Raw genomic sequence first — 12,357 nt, 5'->3', positions numbered from 1 at the left:
ACCGTATGGCGGCCGGCAGGGCTCCTCACAGTGAGCGCCGGTATCTACCGCAGTTCCGCGCAAGAGGACAGCTCTCGGCGCCGCGCCCCCCACGAAGGGGCCGCGCTACCAGGCGGCAGAAAGGCACGGGCCGTGGCGTCCACGGTCACCACCGAGCCGTCCAAGGACACGACGGCGTCCGCCCGTCCGGGATACGGGCAACTGCTGCGCACACGCGGCGCCTGGACGTTCCTGCTCCCCGGCTTCGCGGCACGCCAGCCGTTCGCCATGCTCACGATCTCCATCGTGCTGCTCGTGCAGCACACCACCGGCTCGTACGGGGCGGCGGGCGCCGCCGCGGCCGTCACCGGTGTCTCCATGGCACTGTTCGCGCCCTACAGCGGACGCCTCGCGGACCGTTTCGGGCAGCGCGCCGTACTGGTCCCCGGTGTGCTGGTGCACGCGGTCTCCGGCCTCACCCTGACGGCGCTCGCGCTGGCACACGCCCCGCTGTGGGCGCTGTTCCTGGCCGCGGTGCCCACCGGCGCCTCGGTGCCGCAGGTCGGCCCCATGGTGCGGGCCCGCTGGGGCGTGACGCTCCAGGGCTCGCCCCTGATGACCACGGCGGCCGCCTTCGAGTCGGTCACGGACGAGCTGACCTTCGTCGTCGGTCCCCTGCTCGCGACCGCCCTGTGCACCGCGGTCGACCCGGCGGCGGGCCTGGTCACGGAGGCCGCGCTGACCCTGATCGGCGGTCTGCTGTTCGCCGCCCAGAAGACCACGCAGCCGGCGGTCGCCGCCGACGGGCACGCGCGCGTGCAGCACGCGTCGGCGCTGCGGGTCCCCGGGGTGCGGGTGCTGATCGTGGCCTTCCTGGGCATCGGCTCCGTCTTCGGCGGCATGCAGGTCTCCTTGGCCGCGTTCACGGAGTCGATCGGCGAGCCCGGGCTGAACGGCGTCCTGTACGGGACCTTCGCCGCGGGCAACATGCTCTCGGGCATCGCCTGCGGCGCCATCGCCTGGAAGGCCGCCCCGCAGCACCGTCTGGTCGTCGGCTACACCGCGCTCGCGGTGGCCGCCGCCGGCCTGTGGGCCGCGCACTCGGTGCTCGTCCTGGCAGGCCTCGGCCTGCTGGTCGGCATGTGCATCGCGCCCGCCCTGATCACCGGCTACACCCTGGTCGAGGGCCTGGTCCCGGCCGGGGCCCGCACCGAGGCCTTCACCTGGCTGACCGGCGCGGTCGCACTCGGGCAGGCGGCCGCCGTCACGGTCGCCGGACAGCTGGAGGACCGCTTCCAGGACGGCGCCGGATTCCTGGTGCCGCTGGGCGGCACCGTGCTGGCGCTGGCCACCGTGGTCGCGCTGCGTTCACGGCTGGTGGCGCGGCCCCACAGCCGCACCGTCGCGCGTGGCGTCGGTCACCGCTCGCCGGTCACGGTGGACTGATCGGCTGGAATACGTCACTATGGAGCGTCGTTAGCACTCATCGAGTGAGAGTGCCAGGAGGAAGACAGTGCCGACCTACCAGTACCAGTGCACCGAGTGCGGCGAGGGCCTCGAGGCGGTGCAGAAGTTCACCGACGACGCCCTGACCGAGTGCCCCAACTGCGGTGGCCGCCTCAAGAAGGTGTTCTCCGCGGTCGGCATCGTCTTCAAGGGCTCCGGCTTCTACCGGAACGACAGCCGCGGCTCCTCGTCGAGCAGCTCGCCGGCGTCGTCGAAGTCGTCGTCCTCGTCGACGTCCTCGTCCTCGGAGTCCAAGAGCTCGGACTCCAAGGCCTCCGGTTCCAGCACCTCCGCCGGAACCGCCGCGTAACACGCTTCCGAGAAGACCCCGCCGTCACCCGGCCGCGGGGTCTTCTCGCGTTCCCCGGGCGGCTCCCCGTCCGCGGATGACGGCGACTACTGTGCTGGTCATGGCGAACGCAGAGATCGGTGTCATCGGCGGGTCCGGCTTCTACTCGTTCCTCGAGAACGTGACCGAGGTGCAGGTGGACACGCCCTACGGGCAGCCCAGCGACTCCCTCTTCCTCGGCGAGATCGCCGGGCGGCGGGTCGCCTTCCTGCCTCGCCACGGCCGTGGCCACCATCTGCCGCCGCACCGCATCAACTACCGGGCCAACCTCTGGGCGCTGCGGTCGGTGGGCGTGCGCCAGGTCCTCGGCCCGTGCGCCGTGGGCGGCCTGCGGCCCGAGTACGGACCGGGCACCCTGCTCGTCCCCGACCAGCTGGTCGACCGTACGAAGTCCCGCGTCACGACGTTCTTCGACGGCCTGCCGCTGCCCGACGGCACCGTGCCGAACGTGGTGCACGTGTCCCTGGCCGACCCCTACTGCCCGGTCGGCCGGGCGGCCTCGCTGAAGGCGGCGCGCGGCCGGGACTGGGAACCGGTGGACGGCGGCACGCTGGTCGTCGTCGAGGGGCCGCGCTTCTCGACGCGCTCCGAATCGCTGTGGCACCAGGCGCAGGGCTGGTCGGTGGTCGGCATGACCGGCCACCCGGAGGCGGCCCTCGCCCGCGAACTCGAGCTCTGCTACACGTCCCTCACCCTGGTCACCGACCTGGACGCGGGGGCCGAGACCGGTGAGGGCGTCTCGCACGACGAGGTGCTGCGGGTCTTCGCGGCGAACGTGGACCGGCTGCGGGGCGTGCTGTTCGACGCGGTGGCCGCGCTGCCGGCGGCCGGGGAGCGCGACTGCCTGTGCACGCGGGCGCTGGGCGGGATGGATCCGGGGTTCGAGCTGCCGTAGCCGATCGCGGCCTGGCGTGGTCGAGGCGGCCCGCCGTGGCCGGACCGTGGACGTGGCCGGGGCGACCCGCCGTGGTCGGGCCAGGACGGAGCCAGGGCGGCCAGGACGTGGCGTCGGCCCGTGGGCGGCGGAACTCGTCGTTCGGGTGAGGCGGTTGTCCACAACCCGCCAGTAGTGCACCGGCCCCGGCGGGCGTCGGCGCGAGGCCTCATCGTGGGCTCGAACCGATCGCTCGTCGCAGGTGGTGGTCCTCATGTCCTTCGCTCCGTCGTCCGCTCCGCCGTCCCCCCGCCCGCCGGGCACCGACGTGCCCGCCACGTGCCAGGTGCCGCACTTCCCTCCGGTCCGGGTGCGCGGCGGACGGTACGGGCTGCGCCGACTCGTACGGCACCGGCAGCGGGCGCTGGCCGCCGGGCTGGCGCTCACCGCCGCGGCCCTCGTGGCGGCCGGCCCGCGCGCCCCGGTGGACGCCCCTCGCGGCGACCGGGCCCGCGGGCACCCGGTGGCCGACCGGACTCCGGAACGGCCCGTCGCGCCGCGGGTGACCGCGCCGGTGCGGATCGCCGACGCCGCCACGGTACGGCTGCTGCGGCCGGGCGACCGGGTCGACGTCATCGCCGCGGAGGAGACGGCGGCCGGGGGCGAGGCCCGCGTCGTCGCGCGCGGGGCGCGGGTGACGAGGGTGCCCGAGCCGCTCGGCGACGCGGTCGACAGCGGCGCGCTGGTCGTGCTGTCGGTTCCGCGCGCCACCGCCGCTCGTCTCGTCGGCGCGAGCGCCACGGCACGGCTGGCGGTGACGCTGTGCTGAACACGATCTCTCGCGTTCCGGGCGATCCGCCGTCAGGTCGCTCGTTCGAGCCCCCGAATTGGACAGGGCGGCGGCGCCGTGACGTAGGTTGCGGAGCGTTTTGTTCCACACCCTGTGCGTGCGAGGAGAGGCCCCGAGGTGAGCGAGAAGAAGGAACCGAGCGTCTGGCAGGGCTTCAAGGCCTTCCTGATGCGCGGGAACGTTGTCGATCTGGCGGTTGCGGTGGTCATCGGCGCCGCCTTCACGAACATCGTGAACTCGGTGGTGAAGGGGGTCATCAACCCGCTGGTCGGCGCGATCGGGACCAAGAATCTCGACAGCTACAGCTCGTGCCTCAAGGGCCCGTGCGAGCTGGCGGCGGACGGCTCCGTCTCGAGCGGGGTCATGATCCTGTGGGGTTCGGTCCTCGGCGCGACCCTCAGCTTCGTGATCACCGCTGCGGTCGTCTACTTCCTGATGGTCCTGCCGATGGCCAAGTACCTGGCGCGGCAGGACGCCCGCAGGAAGGCGCGGGAGGGCACGAAGGAGCTCGTGGAGGTGACCGAGCTGGAGGTGCTGAAGGAGATCCGCGACGCGCTGGTCGCGCAGCGGGGTTCGGGCCGCACCGAGTCGTAGCCGCGGTCGCGGCTCGACGGGTTCACAGGTGGTGGGGCGGCTTCTCGTCGAGGAACCGCTTCAGGTCGTCGGCGCTGTCGCCGCCCGGCCGGTCGCCCCAGCCCCGGTCCGTGTCGTCGGAGGACTGCTCGTCCAGCGGGTCGTCGAAGATCAGCGCGGCCTTCGGGTCGCGCGGCTCGGGGGAGGCGGTGCTCATGCCCCCAGGGTACGGCCTGCGGGGAAACCGGCCCGCGGTCCCTTCGAGTGCACTCCCCCCGCCTTGTGAACTCAATCACAAGATTTTTCGTCCGGTTTCTGCTCTGCTGGGGCTTATGACCTCCAGTTCGACTCCGCGGCCCGCTCACGCGGGCGGACACACCCCCGGACGGCCGCCGTTGCGTCGGCTCACCGCGCGGGGCCGGGACGAGGCGCACCGCGTCGCCTCTCCGCTGGAGCTGTTCTTCGACCTGTGTTTCGTCGTGGCGGTCGCCCAGGCCGGCCTGCAACTGGTGCACGCCGTCGCCGAGCACCACGCGGGCGAGGGCATCCTGAACTACGCGATGGTGTTCTTCGCCATCTGGTGGGCCTGGATGAACTTCACCTGGTTCGCCTCGGCCTACGACAACGACGACGCCCTGTACCGCGTGGTCACCCTGGTCCAGATCGCCGGTGTCCTGGTCCTGGCGGCCGGGGTGGCACGGGCCTTCGACGAGCACGACTTCGTCACCATCTGGCTCGGGTATCTGATCATGCGGCTGGCGATGGTCGCGCAGTGGCTGCGGGCCGCGAGATCCGCGACCGGCGCGGAACGGACGACGGCGGTGCGGTACGCGGTCGGCGTGCTGATCTGCCAGGTCGGCTGGCTGGGGCTGGTGCTCCTGCCGGAGCCCGCCCGGCCGTGGCTGTTCCTCGTGATGGTGATCGCGGAACTGTGCGTGCCCGTCCTCGCCGAGCGGGGCTTCGAGACGACCTGGCATCCGCACCACATCGCCGAGCGGTACGGGCTGTTCACGATCATCGTGCTCGGCGAGACCATCGCCGCCGCGACGGTGGCCGTGCAGTCCGGTGTGGAGGAGAACGACGCGCTGGGTGAGCTGCTGCCGATCGCGGCGGGCGGCCTGCTGATCGTGTTCTCCGCGTGGTGGATCTACTTCGTGGTGCCGATCGCAGGCCGTCTGCACTCCAACAGACAGGCGTTCCTCTGGGGCTACGGCCACTACGTGATCTTCGCCGCCGCCGCCGCGATCGGCGCGGGGCTGGAGGTCGCGGTCGAGCAGGCGGTCGGCGAGGCGCACATCTCCACCCTGTCCGCCTCCGCCGCCGTGACGCTGCCGACGGCCCTCTACCTGCTCGCCGTGTGGGCGCTGCACTCCCGCCACTTCAAGGTGGGCATCGCCCAGCAGACGGTGCTGCCGGTGACCGCCCTGCTGGTCATCTGCTGCAGCTTCCTCGGCGACTGGGCGGTCCTCGCGGCGGGCGTGGCGACGGCGCTGGCGGTGGTGACCGGGGAGACGCTGACGGCGCGCGGAGCCGCCCGGGGGCGCGGGGCGAGGGCACACACGTCGGCGGTCTGAGCGCACCGCGCGGAGAGCCGGCCCTCGCGCGGGCCGCAGCACGTGAGACTTGTCCCCATGACTGTGGACGCTCTGACGGACGTGGCAGGCCTGCGGGTGGGACACGCGACGCGCGTCGGTGACGGCTGGCTCACCGGCGCCACCGTCGTCCTGGCCCCGGAGGGCGGAGCCGTCGCCGCCGTGGACGTACGCGGCGGCGGCCCCGGCACCAAGGAGACCGACGCGCTCGATCCGCGCAACCTGGTACAGAAGGTCGAGGCGATCGTGCTGACCGGCGGGAGCGCGTACGGACTCGACGCGGCGTCCGGGGTGATGGCCTGGCTGGAGGAACGGGCGCGCGGGATCCGCGTCGGGGCGGATCCCGCGCACGTCGTACCGGTCGTGCCCGCCGCGTGTGTCTTCGACCTGGGCCGCGGTGGCGACTTCCGGGCCAGGCCCGACGCGGCCGTGGGTCGGGAGGCGGTCGAGGCGGCCGCGGCCGGCGGGCTCGGCGCTCCGGTGCCGGAGGGATGCGTGGGCGCCGGGACGGGAGCCGTGGTGGGGGCGCTGAAGGGCGGCGTCGGCACCGCGAGCACCGTGCTCGGCTCCGGGATCACGGTGGCGGCGCTGGTGGTGGCCAACGCGGTGGGGTCCGTGCTGGATCCCGGGACGGGGGCGTTGTACGGGGAGTTGTTCCAGGGGCGGGTGGACTACCCCGAGGCACGGGTCCACGAGGCCGCGCGGGGGCGTATCGCCGAGGCGGAGGCCCGGAACGTGCCGCCTCCGCTGAACACCACGCTCGCGGTGGTCGCCACCGATGCGGAGCTGACGAAGGCGCAGGCGCAGAAGCTGGCGGGCACGGCGCACGACGGCATCGCGCGCGCTGTCCGGCCGGTGCACCAGCTCAACGACGGCGACACGGTGTTCGCGCTGGCGACGGGGGCGCGGCCACTCGACGCCGGGAGCCCGCTCGCGCTCAACGACCTGCTCGCCGCGGGCGCGGACCTGGTGACGCGGGCGATCGTGCGAGCCGTACGCGCCGCGCAGCCGGTGGACGGTCCGGGCGGTGCGTGGCCTTCGTACCGGGAGTTGTACGGGTGAGGGAGTTGTACGGGTGAGGGGAAGGGGTACCGGGAAGTGGCCGGTAAGTGGCGTCCGAATGCCGACGGGGACTGCCAAGCGTCCTCTGACCAGGGGTTTTTGACTGGTCGTCGGATCACGTGGGAACTTTCCGGGCGGCCCGTCCGTTTTCCCGGCGTACGTTTTCTCGGTTCCCGGACACGATGTCCGGCCGAGGGGCTACGGTATGCACCCACTAGGTGACATGCAGCAACGCCGGGAGAAGTTTTGAGCGTTCCGTACGAGACCGCAGCGTACGAACCACCCGAGTCGCCCGAGTCTCCGGAGGAGCATCTCGCGCGACTGCTCGGCCGCGCCCTGAACTCGTTCGAACTGCCCGACGAGACGATCAGGCGCCTCGACAGCGCGCTGGCACACGACAGTTCGCTGCACTCCGCGCACCACAGCGCCGGCCTGCACCGCGAGACGTACCGGCACACCTGGCTGCTCGCCGACGGCTCGGCGCTCACACTGTGGGAGCTCGTCCACAACACCGCGCGGGGCCGCGCGGTCCAGCACGAGGTGTACGTCGACGAGGAGGAGCTGCGCGCGGCGACCACGCGGCTGCCGCTGCCGCCGGAGGCCCCGGACTTCGAACTGCCGGTGCTGGTGCAGCTGCCCCCGGTGACGGGACCGCGGCACTCGTACGCGCCGGACGACTCCGCGGACCACGCGCGCCGGCTGCTGCGCCGCGCGGAGAACCCGGACCGGCCGGGGGCGGAGACGGCGGCGCTGCTGGCCACGGCGTGCGCGCACCAGATCACGCAGGCCTTCGGGCGTCCGTGCCGTGCGGGCCGTGCCGGACTGGGCTTCTCGCTCTACGAGCACGCGTTCCTGCTGCGCGACGGCGCGGAGGTCTCCCTGTGGGAGGTCGAGCACACGGCCACGCCCGACGGGCGGCACATGTGCGAGGTGTACACGTCCGAGGACGCGGCGCGGGAGGCGATGGAGCGCCGGGCGGCGCAGCTGTCCTGAGCGGGGCGGCTCAGTGGCCGTGGCCGAGCTGCCGTACCAGTCCCGCGAAGGCGTCCTGCTCCGCCGGGGTCAGTTCGACCGACTCCAGCTCGGGGGCGCTCCGACGCTGTTCGGGGAGCGCGGCGAGGAGGCGCGTGCCGGTGCGGGCGGCGGCGGCCCGTGGGCCGGTGCCCGTGGCGGGCCGGGAGCGTACCTGCCGCAGCAGACGGGTCAGGCCGACCACCCAGGCGACGGCCGCCAGGACGAGGAAGGCGACGCCCCCCAACTGCAGGATCGAGACGTGCTCAGGCATACGGCCCAGTAGACATGAGATCACGGTCCGGGACATCGACCCCGGACCGTGATCTATGTCGCAGGTGCCGTGAACCGCTCACCGGCACCGCAAAGGGACATCCCCTCTTCCCGCTCCTACGCGGCCACCGGCTGCTTGGTCGTGGCCGTCGCGGCGGCCGGGCCGTCGGCCGCCGGGGCGGTCCCGGCTTCGGGTGCCCGCTTGCGCAGGCCCTTCAGCAGGATCACCAGCCCGGCGGTGACCGCCGTACCGGCCGCGATGGCCAGCAGGTACAGGAACGGCTTGCCGATCAGGAAGGTGACCCAGATGCCGCCGTGCGGGGCGCGCAGCGTTGAGCCGAACGCCATGGCGAGGGAGCCGGTGACCGCGCCGCCCGCCATGGCGGCGGGGATGACCCGCAGCGGGTCGGCTGCCGCGAACGGGATGGCGCCCTCGGAGATGAAGGAGGCGCCGAGGACCCAGGCGGCCTTGCCGTTCTCACGTTCGGCGGGGGTGAACAGCTTCTTGCGCAGGGTGGTGGCGAGCGCCATGCCCAGCGGCGGCACCATGCCCGCGGCCATCACGGCGGCCATGATCTTCATCGCGGAGTCGCTGGGGGCGGCGACGGAGATGCCGGCCGCCGCGAAGGTGTACGCGACCTTGTTGACGGGACCGCCGAGGTCGAAGCACATCATCAGGCCGAGCAGGGCACCGAGGAGGACGGCGTTGGCGCCGGACAGGCCGTTCAGCCAGTCGGTCAGGCCCTGCTGCGCCTTGGAGATCGGCTTGCCGATGACCACGAACATCAGGAAGCCGACGACCGCCGACGACACCAGCGGGATCACCACCACCGGCATGATGCCGCGCAGCGCCGCAGGGATGTTGACGCGCTGGATGGCGAGGACGACGCCACCGGCGAGCAGACCGGCCACCAGACCGCCGAGGAAGCCCGCGCCGATGCCCACGGAGATCGCGCCGCCGACGAAGCCGGGCACCAGACCTGGCCGGTCGGCCATGCCGTACGCGATGTAGCCGGCGAGGACCGGGACGAGGAACTCGAAGGCGGTCGCGCCGATCTGGAAGAACAGCGCGCCCCAGCTGTCGGCCTGGCCCCAGTCGAAGTGTTCGATGACGGACTGGGCCTCGTTGATCTGGTAGCCGCCGATCGCGAAGCCGAGAGCGATGAGCAGACCGCCGGCCGCGACGAACGGGACCATGTAGCTGACGCCGGACATCAGCCACTTGCGCAGCTTGGTGCCGTAGCCCTCGCCGGGCTCACCGGCGCGCTCCACCGGCGTTCCGCCGGGCTTGGCGGCGCTCGTCACCTCGCCGCGCGCCGCCTTCTCGCGCACCTCGGCGATGAGTGCGGCGGGGCGGTTGATGCCCGCCTTGACTCCGACGTCGACGGTGGGCTTGCCGGCGAAGCGGTCCTTCTCGCGGACGGGGACGTCGTGGGCGAAGATCACGCCGTCCGCCGCCGCGACGACGGCCGGGTCGAGCCGGGTGAAGCCGGCCGAACCCTGGGTCTCGACGACGACTTCGACGCCTGCCTCACGGCCGGCGTTCTCCAGGGACTCGGCGGCCATGTAGGTGTGGGCGATGCCGGTGGGGCAGGAGGTGACGGCGACGATACGGAAGGGGCGCTCGCCCTCTCCGGTCGCGCTCTCAACGCGCGGGGCGCCTTCCGCGGCGTCGGCGGCCTGTGCCGCTTCCGTGGCCTCCGCGCGCTCCGCGCCTCCCGCTTCGGTGGTGTCCGTGGCGGCGTCGGCGGAGGCCGCCACCGGCGCCGCCACGGAGTCTTCTGTGCCGCCCTCGGCCGCCGCCTCGGGCTCCTCCCCGCGGATGAGCGCCGCCGCGGCCGACGGGTCGCCGACCCCGCGCAGGGCGTCGGTGAACTCGGAGTTCATCAGCTGCCGGGCGAGCGACGACAGGATCGTCAGATGGGCGTCGTCGGCACCGGCGGGCGCGGCGATCAGGAAGATCAGGTCGGCCGGGCCGTCCGGGGCACCGAAGTCGATGCCGTCGGCGCTGCGCCCGAACGCGAGCGTCGGCTCGGTGACGTGCGGGCTGCGGCAGTGCGGGATGCCGATGCCGCCGTCGAGGCCGGTCGGCATCTGCGCCTCACGCGCTGCCACGTCGAAGAGGAAGCCCTCCAGGTCGGTCACCCGGCCCAGGGCGACCATGCGCTGGGCGAGGGCGCGGGCCGCCGCTTCCTTGGTGTCGGCGGACAGGTCGAGGTCGACCAGTTCCGCGGTGATCATGTCGCTCATCGCGGGCTCCTTAGCTCGCGTATCGCCCGGGGAGTGGGTGGGCGGGGATGGGGACGGGGGTGCGGTGGGGGGTTGCGGGGGTGGGGAGACGGAGACCCAGACGAGTGGGCCGGGTCGGGAGACGGAGACCCGGACGACTGGGACAGGTGGGGAGGGCCCGCCTCAGTGCGGCTCGTGGGGAGTGAGCCGGTCCGGACAACGAGGACGTACGCCGCGTCATGACACGGCCTCCTTCAGCACACGGTCCACCGGGACGTCCGCCGTCACCGACACCGCGGCCGGGTTCAGGTCGGACGGCGTCGGCATCACGCTGCCGGGGAGCTGGACGGCCGCCGCGCCGTGGGCGATCGCGGAGGCCAGGGCGTGGGGGCCGCTGCCGCCGGCGATGAGGAAGCCGGCGAGGGAGGAGTCACCGGCGCCGACGTTGCTGCGTACGGCGCCGACGTGGGCGCTGCCGAACCAGGTGCCCGCGTCGTCCACGAGGAGCTGCCCGTCGGCGCCCAGGCTCGCGAGCACGGCACGTGCGCCCCGCTCGCGCAACTCCTCGGCGGCCTTCAGCGCGTCGCCCACCGTGGCCAGGGGGCGCCCGACGGCTGCCGCCAGTTCCTCGGCGTTCGGCTTCACCACGTCGGGCTGCGCGCGCAGCGCCTCCAGCAGCGCGCTTCCCGAAGTGTCCAGCGCGATGCGCGCGCCACCGGCGTGCGCCCTGGCGACGACATCGGCGTACCACGACGGCGCGAGGCCCCGGGGCAGGCTCCCGCAGCAGGCGATCCAGTCCGCGTCGCGGGACTGCTCGCGCACCGTCTCCAGCAGCAGTTCCTGCTCGGCCGGCGACAGTTCGGGACCCGGTGCGTTGATCTTCGTGAGCACCCCGTCCGACTCGGCGAGCGCGATGTTGGAGCGGGTGGCGCCGGCGACCGGCACCGGCGCGACCTCGATGCCCTGCGCGTCGAGCAGATCCGCGACGAGCGCGCCCGGCGCACCGCCCAGGGGCAGCACCGCGACCGTGCGCCGTCCGGCGGCCGCGACCGCGCGCGAGACGTTCACGCCCTTGCCACCGGGATCCACGCGCTCGGTCTCGGCACGGATGACCTCACCGCGCCGCAGGGCGTGCACCTCGTAGCTGCGGTCGAGGGACGGGTTGGGGGTGACGGTGAGGATCATGCGCGCACTACTTCCGTGCCGCCGCGCTCGATGGCGGCGGCGTCTTCGTTGCTCAGCCCGCTGTCGGTGATCAGCAGGTCCACGTCGCTCAGGTCACCGAAGCGGGCGAAGTGCTCCTGGCCGTGCTTGGAGGAGTCGGCGAGCAGCACGACCCGGCGGGCCGCGGCCATCGCCGCCCGCTTCACCGCGGCCTCGGCGAGGTCGGGGGTGGTCAGGCCGTGCTCGGCGGAGAAGCCGTTGGCCGCGACGACAAGGACGTCGGCGCGGATCTCGCCGTAGGCCCGCAGCGCCCAGGCGTCGACGGCGGCGCGCGTGCGGTGCCGTACGCGCCCCCCGACGAGGTGGAGCTGGATGCCGGGATGGTCGGCGAGGCGGGCCGCGATGGGCAGGCTGTGCGTGACGACGGTGAGGGCCGTCTCCAGCGGGACGGCGGCGGCCAGGCGCGCCACCGTCGTACCGGCGTCGAGGATCAGCGTGCCCTCGGCGGGCAGTTCCGCGAGGGCGGCCTTGGCGATCCGGTCCTTCTCGTCGGCGGCCGTGGACTCGCGCTCGGCGAGGTCCGGCTCGAAGTCGAGGCGTCCGACGGGGATCGCCCCGCCGTGCACGCGGCGGACCAGGCCGGCGCGGTCGAGGGCCTTCAGGTCGCGGCGGATGGTCTCCGCCGTGACCTGGAACTCCTCGGCCAGCGACACGACGTCCACCCGGCCGCCGTCACGGGCGAGCCGGAGGATCTCCTGCTGCCGCTCCGGTGCGTACATGTCCGTTCGCCTCCGACTGATGCCCGAACGTGTGGGGTTTCACTCGGAGGCTACGCCGCGATTTCCGGAAAGTAAACGGGTTCGGGCATAAACGGGCATGATCGGGCGACGTCAGC

At 73.1% G+C, this 12,357-nt stretch carries 13 protein-coding genes; 8 read left to right on the top strand and 5 right to left on the bottom strand.

Features of this window, described 5'->3' with window-relative positions:
- The first annotated feature begins 132 nt into the window (after positions 1 to 132).
- The 5 genes from ACSU6L_RS21555 to mscL all read left to right on the top strand — a co-directional run bounded on the left by ACSU6L_RS21555 (position 133) and on the right by mscL (position 4,152).
- Positions 133 to 1,425: an MFS transporter gene (locus ACSU6L_RS21555; protein ID WP_437059129.1), complete on the top strand. Its 1,293-nt coding sequence runs from the start codon at positions 133 to 135 to the stop codon at positions 1,423 to 1,425.
- Positions 1,426 to 1,492: 67 nt separating this feature from the next.
- Positions 1,493 to 1,795 carry an FmdB family zinc ribbon protein gene (locus ACSU6L_RS21550; protein ID WP_437059127.1) on the top strand — a complete coding sequence of 101 codons (303 nt, stop codon included), beginning with the start codon at positions 1,493 to 1,495 and terminating at the stop codon, positions 1,793 to 1,795.
- 100 nt (positions 1,796 to 1,895) lie between these two features.
- Positions 1,896 to 2,729 carry an S-methyl-5'-thioadenosine phosphorylase gene (locus ACSU6L_RS21545; protein WP_437059125.1) on the top strand — a complete coding sequence of 278 codons (834 nt, stop codon included), beginning with the start codon at positions 1,896 to 1,898 and terminating at the stop codon, positions 2,727 to 2,729.
- 253 nt (positions 2,730 to 2,982) lie between these two features.
- A complete protein-coding gene (locus tag ACSU6L_RS21540) occupies positions 2,983 to 3,537 on the top strand; it encodes a hypothetical protein (protein ID WP_437059123.1) in 555 nt (184 codons plus the stop codon).
- 138 nt (positions 3,538 to 3,675) lie between these two features.
- Positions 3,676 to 4,152, top strand: a complete 477-nt coding sequence (gene mscL / locus ACSU6L_RS21535) for a large conductance mechanosensitive channel protein MscL (protein ID WP_437059121.1) — start codon at positions 3,676 to 3,678, stop codon at positions 4,150 to 4,152.
- Positions 4,153 to 4,174: 22 nt separating this feature from the next.
- Here mscL and ACSU6L_RS21530 read toward each other — a convergent pair whose 3' ends face one another.
- Positions 4,175 to 4,348: a hypothetical protein gene (locus tag ACSU6L_RS21530; RefSeq protein WP_437059119.1), complete on the bottom strand. Its 174-nt coding sequence runs from the start codon at positions 4,346 to 4,348 to the stop codon at positions 4,175 to 4,177.
- A 115-nt stretch (positions 4,349 to 4,463) separates the two neighbouring features.
- Here ACSU6L_RS21530 and ACSU6L_RS21525 point away from each other — a divergent pair, with 115 nt between their 5' ends.
- The 3 genes from ACSU6L_RS21525 to ACSU6L_RS21515 all read left to right on the top strand — a co-directional run bounded on the left by ACSU6L_RS21525 (position 4,464) and on the right by ACSU6L_RS21515 (position 7,778).
- Positions 4,464 to 5,705: a low temperature requirement protein A gene (locus tag ACSU6L_RS21525; protein WP_437059118.1), complete on the top strand. Its 1,242-nt coding sequence runs from the start codon at positions 4,464 to 4,466 to the stop codon at positions 5,703 to 5,705.
- 57 nt (positions 5,706 to 5,762) lie between these two features.
- Positions 5,763 to 6,785: a P1 family peptidase gene (locus tag ACSU6L_RS21520; protein ID WP_437059116.1), complete on the top strand. Its 1,023-nt coding sequence runs from the start codon at positions 5,763 to 5,765 to the stop codon at positions 6,783 to 6,785.
- A 246-nt stretch (positions 6,786 to 7,031) separates the two neighbouring features.
- Entirely contained in the window at positions 7,032 to 7,778 is a 747-nt protein-coding gene (locus tag ACSU6L_RS21515; protein ID WP_437059114.1) for a DUF6227 family protein, read from the top strand.
- 10 nt (positions 7,779 to 7,788) lie between these two features.
- Here ACSU6L_RS21515 and ACSU6L_RS21510 read toward each other — a convergent pair whose 3' ends face one another.
- The 4 genes from ACSU6L_RS21510 to ACSU6L_RS21495 all read right to left on the bottom strand — a co-directional run bounded on the left by ACSU6L_RS21510 (position 7,789) and on the right by ACSU6L_RS21495 (position 12,241).
- A complete protein-coding gene (locus ACSU6L_RS21510; protein ID WP_437059112.1) occupies positions 7,789 to 8,070 on the bottom strand; it encodes a hypothetical protein in 282 nt (93 codons plus the stop codon).
- A 116-nt stretch (positions 8,071 to 8,186) separates the two neighbouring features.
- Entirely contained in the window at positions 8,187 to 10,319 is a 2,133-nt protein-coding gene (locus ACSU6L_RS21505; RefSeq protein ID WP_437059110.1) for a PTS fructose transporter subunit IIABC, read from the bottom strand.
- Positions 10,320 to 10,535: 216 nt separating this feature from the next.
- Positions 10,536 to 11,483: a 1-phosphofructokinase gene (gene pfkB, locus ACSU6L_RS21500; RefSeq protein WP_437059108.1), complete on the bottom strand. Its 948-nt coding sequence runs from the start codon at positions 11,481 to 11,483 to the stop codon at positions 10,536 to 10,538.
- Positions 11,480 to 12,241: a DeoR/GlpR family DNA-binding transcription regulator gene (locus tag ACSU6L_RS21495; RefSeq protein WP_365512992.1), complete on the bottom strand. Its 762-nt coding sequence runs from the start codon at positions 12,239 to 12,241 to the stop codon at positions 11,480 to 11,482. Before ACSU6L_RS21495 ends, pfkB begins: the two co-directional genes overlap by 4 nt.
- Positions 12,242 to 12,357: the final 116 nt, after the last annotated feature.

Source organism: Streptomyces sp. enrichment culture (assembly GCF_964272855.1).
GTDB lineage: Bacteria > Actinomycetota > Actinomycetes > Streptomycetales > Streptomycetaceae > Streptomyces.
This window is presented reverse-complemented; position numbering and strand designations above follow the sequence as displayed.

Excerpts from the sequence above, each read along its gene's own strand:
- ACSU6L_RS21525 (WP_437059118.1), top strand. The coding sequence starts at position 4,464 with ATGACCTCCAGTTCGACTCCGCGGCCCGCTCACGCGGGCGGACACACC.
- pfkB (WP_437059108.1), bottom strand. The coding sequence starts at position 11,483 with ATGATCCTCACCGTCACCCCCAACCCGTCCCTCGACCGCAGCTACGAG.
- ACSU6L_RS21510 (WP_437059112.1), bottom strand. The coding sequence starts at position 8,070 with ATGCCTGAGCACGTCTCGATCCTGCAGTTGGGGGGCGTCGCCTTCCTC.
- ACSU6L_RS21520 (WP_437059116.1), top strand. The coding sequence starts at position 5,763 with ATGACTGTGGACGCTCTGACGGACGTGGCAGGCCTGCGGGTGGGACAC.
- ACSU6L_RS21545 (WP_437059125.1), top strand. The coding sequence starts at position 1,896 with ATGGCGAACGCAGAGATCGGTGTCATCGGCGGGTCCGGCTTCTACTCG.
- ACSU6L_RS21495 (WP_365512992.1), bottom strand. The coding sequence starts at position 12,241 with ATGTACGCACCGGAGCGGCAGCAGGAGATCCTCCGGCTCGCCCGTGAC.
- ACSU6L_RS21540 (WP_437059123.1), top strand. The coding sequence starts at position 2,983 with ATGTCCTTCGCTCCGTCGTCCGCTCCGCCGTCCCCCCGCCCGCCGGGC.
- ACSU6L_RS21530 (WP_437059119.1), bottom strand. The coding sequence starts at position 4,348 with ATGAGCACCGCCTCCCCCGAGCCGCGCGACCCGAAGGCCGCGCTGATC.
- ACSU6L_RS21505 (WP_437059110.1), bottom strand. The coding sequence starts at position 10,319 with ATGAGCGACATGATCACCGCGGAACTGGTCGACCTCGACCTGTCCGCC.